Raw genomic sequence first — 3701 nt, forward strand, 5'->3', positions numbered from 1 at the left:
GCATGGGGGTCAGCGTGCCGGCCGTGGTGGGCGGCGGCCACTTCTGGCGCACGCTCAGCGCCGGGAGATACCACACGTGCGGCATCACCACGGACAACGAGGCGTACTGCTGGGGCGACAACCAGACGGGCCAGTTGGGCAACGAGAACCCGGAGGACAGCGCCACGCCCGTCCTGGTTCCGGGCGGGCAGTCGTGGCTGATGGTCGACGCCGGCGCGGGCCACACCTGCGGCGTGACGACGGACATGGACGCCTACTGCTGGGGCGACGGCACGCACGGCGAGGTGGGCGCGGGCGACAGCACCGTCGTCGCCCTGCCGGCGCAGGTGCTGGGCGGGCGCAAGTGGGCCACGGTGGACGCGGGGACGGACCACAGCTGCGGCGTCACGCGCGGCGGCGCCGCCTACTGCTGGGGCGACGACGCGGAGGGCGAGCTGGGCGGCGGCGCGGGCACGCCCGCCGCGCGGCCCATGCTGGTGGCGGGCGACCACTCGTGGCGCCACGTGAGCGCCGGCGAAAACTTCAGCTGCGGCGTCACCTCGCTCAACGTGGCCCTGTGCTGGGGTGCGGACGACGCCGGGCAGCTGGGCAACGGCGCGGCGGGCGCCTCCGTCACGCCCGCGCCGGTCTCCGGCGGGCTGGCGTGGCTGCGCGTGTCGGCCGGCCGCGCCACGGCGTGCGGCATAACCACGGGGAGCGCCGCCTACTGCTGGGGCTACAACAACACGGGCGAGGTCGGCGACGGCACGAGCGACGACGCCGTCGCGCCCGTGGCCGTCGCGGGGGGCGCGTTGTGGGCGTCGCTGGACGGCGGCGACTATCACACCTGCGGCGTCACGCAGGACGGCGAGGCGCGCTGCTGGGGCTACAACGCGCAGGGCCAGCTGGGCGACAACACGCTGAACAACCGCCCGTCCCCCGGCCCCGTCTCCGGCGGCCTGACCTGGGCCCAGTAGCGGACGGAGCACGGATGGCCGATGGCGGATGGACGACGGGGCGCTCTCGCGGAGGGCGCCCCGTTTCGCATGGGCGGGATCCGCCGATCTCCGCGCCGTGGAAACGTTTGTGCACGCTCCTTGCTCCGGCCGGCGCCCCGAACCGCAACCCGGAGGGCAGATGATGACGATGGATTTCAGGCGATCGATGATGATGGCGTGCGGCGCGGCGCTCCTGGCGCTGGGTGGCTGCGTGGTCCAGGACAAGACGGACGAGAGCGAGGGACAGGCATCCACGGCGCAGTCGCAGCAGACGCCGGCCCCGGGCGCGGCCCAGCAGCCGGCGCAGCCCGCGGCCCAGCCGGCTACGCCCGCTCCCCCGCCGCCGGACCTGCGGCTGGAGGTGAACGTGGACGAGCGCGAGCTGTACGTGTACCGCAACGACCAGCGCATCGCCACGCACAAGGTGGCCGTGGGAATGCGCGAGTGGCCCACGCGCACGGGCGAGTGGACGATCGGGCAGGTGGTGTTCAACCCACGCTGGACGCCGCCGCAGGAGGAGTCGTGGGCCAGGGACGAGGAGGTCAAGGAGCCGGGCGACCCCGAGAACCCGCTGGGCGTGGCGCAGCTGGTGTACGATGCGCCGCGCAGCATCCACGGCACCAACGAGCCGGAGTCGCTGGGCAAGGCCGAGTCGCACGGCTCCATCCGCATCGCCAACGAGACGGCGCGCGAGCTGGCGCGCATGGTGATGGAGGCCGGCGGCGCCCGGCGCGACGAGTCGTTCTTTCAGCAGACGCGGCAGAACCGGCGCGAGCGGGTGGAGGTGGCGATCCCCAATCCCATCCCCATCCGCATCGTCTCCGGCGAGGACTCCGGCGGCTCCTCCGGCTCCGACGACGACAGCGGCGGATCGGACACGGAGAAGTCGAAATCCAAGTCGGGCAACTGAGCCGGATCGACGCAGACGAGACAGCCCGGGAGAGCATCGCCGCTCTTCCGGGCTGTTTACTTGGTATCGGGTTCAAACCACGGTCTCATCAGCCGGATCATACCGGTCGCCTTCGGAGCGCTGGGCCGCAGCAATCGGCCACCGCGCGTACAGTTCATGTGACCAGCGATGGATGATACGTTCCGATTCATGTCGTATCTCTAGCATTTGCAATGGATTGCTCTGCGCCGGTCAGGCGCGAGAACCCGTTCGATTCCTGGCGGGTGGCGGCTTGGAGTTCCGGGGCACGCGCGGATATCGTGGGGGAGCAGGAAGGTATCCGGCGCGGGCTCCCCGCGTTGTTTACTTCCGCCGCTCTCTCCCCTTGACGTACCAGCGCCGCGGCTGTATACTCCGAGCGCTGGACCGCCCCCTGCCTGCGGGCAGTGTGGGTACACGTGGGGATGCACGAGCGCTCGTGCATCCCCGTTTTCTTTGCGCTATGTCCAGCACCTCGTCAGCGCCGCTGCTTGAGATCTTCGTGGACGGCACGAACTTTCTCCTGGCGCGCAGGGACGGCGGGTATTTCTTCCGCTTGGACCTCAACCTGCTCGCCACGCGGCTCGCGCGCGGCTACCACTTTGGCAAGCTGCGCTACTACACGTCGCCGCACCCGGATGTCCGCAGCGCCACGTATCACGGACAGCAACGGTTCTTCGAGGAACTGCGGCGCAGCCGGCGAATCGAGCTGGTGCTTGGACGCCATGAAAAACGCAGGGACCGGGACGGCCGCCCGTACCACGTGGAAAAGGAGACGGACGTGAACCTCGCCGTGGACATGGTCGTGGGCGCGTACGAGGAGCGCTTCGACGTGGCCATGCTCGTGGCGGGCGACACGGACTACGTACGGGCCATCCAGGCCGTGCAGGCGCGCGGCAAGCGGGTGGTGTGGTGCTACCTGCCCGCGCAGGCGCACATCACCCGTCTCGCGGAGCTGGCCGACGACCGGTACGCGCTGGATGACAGGTTCCTGCGCACCTGCTCGCTGGGGCCGCGCTGATCCTATCCAAAACGAACCGGGCCTCCCGCGGCAGTCGCCGGGGAGGCCCGTTCTGCATCAGGCGAATCTGCCCGCCATCACACGGCTTCGCCGATCTCGAAGCGGCGCAGGCGACGGATGGCGTACAACGTGGCCAGCACGGCGACCGTCGCGGCCATGGCCAGCGCCACCCCCGGCTCCAGCCGCGCGTTGATGGCCTCGCCGGACGTGCCGGCCATCCACTCCGCGAAGGACATGGTGTACTGGCGGATGCTCAGCGCCCGGCTGCCCCCGAACGTGTTGCTGAGCGAGCCTTCCCACAGCACCACGTACGCCAGCCCCGCCACCAGCGCCCGCCGCGTGCTCAGGCTGAACGCCACGAACAGGGCCGCGTACAGGAACGAGCCGATGGCCACGGCCGCCGTGCACGCCCACGCCACGCCGGGCGCATTGGCCCCGCGCAGCCCCACCAGGGCCGCCGCCAGCGTGGACGGCACCAGCACGGCCGCCGTGGCCGCGCCCGCCGCCACGATGCGCGTGAGCACGATGCGCCAGCGTGCCACGGGCTTGCCCAGCACGTAGGTGATGGTGCCGTCGTCCACCTCCGCCCCGAACACGCTGGTGCCCAGGATGAGCCCCACGATGGGCAGCAGCACGCCCAGGATGAGCATCTGGTACAGCTTGGCGAAGCCCTCCACGATCACCTTGGGCTCCGTGCCTCCCTGCCGCAGCGCCAGCAGCACGGGCAGGGCGGCCAGCGCCACCATCAGCAGCACGCGGCGCCCGCTCAGGAACT

The 3701-nt window shown here is 71.0% G+C and carries 4 protein-coding genes; 3 read left to right on the forward strand and 1 reads right to left on the reverse strand.

Annotated elements, in window-relative coordinates:
- The 3 genes from VFZ20_RS02900 to VFZ20_RS02910 all read left to right on the forward strand — a co-directional run.
- On the forward strand, window positions 1-956 hold a 956-nt coding region (locus tag VFZ20_RS02900; RefSeq protein WP_329682321.1), incomplete at its 5' end, for a hypothetical protein.
- A gap of 160 nt (window positions 957-1116) precedes the next feature.
- On the forward strand, window positions 1117-1887 hold the full coding sequence (locus VFZ20_RS02905; RefSeq protein ID WP_329682322.1) for a L,D-transpeptidase: 771 nt from the start codon (window positions 1117-1119) through the stop codon (window positions 1885-1887).
- Between the two features lie 481 nt (window positions 1888-2368).
- Window positions 2369-2926: an NYN domain-containing protein gene (locus VFZ20_RS02910; protein WP_329682323.1), complete on the forward strand. Its 558-nt coding sequence runs from the start codon at window positions 2369-2371 to the stop codon at window positions 2924-2926.
- A gap of 77 nt (window positions 2927-3003) precedes the next feature.
- On the opposite strand, the gene VFZ20_RS02915 is transcribed toward VFZ20_RS02910, so the two are convergent.
- Window positions 3004-3701: ABC transporter permease (locus tag VFZ20_RS02915; protein ID WP_329682324.1), on the reverse strand; the 698-nt coding region annotated here is incomplete at its 5' end.

This window comes from Longimicrobium sp., from assembly GCF_036280135.1.
Classification (GTDB): domain Bacteria; phylum Gemmatimonadota; class Gemmatimonadetes; order Longimicrobiales; family Longimicrobiaceae; genus Longimicrobium.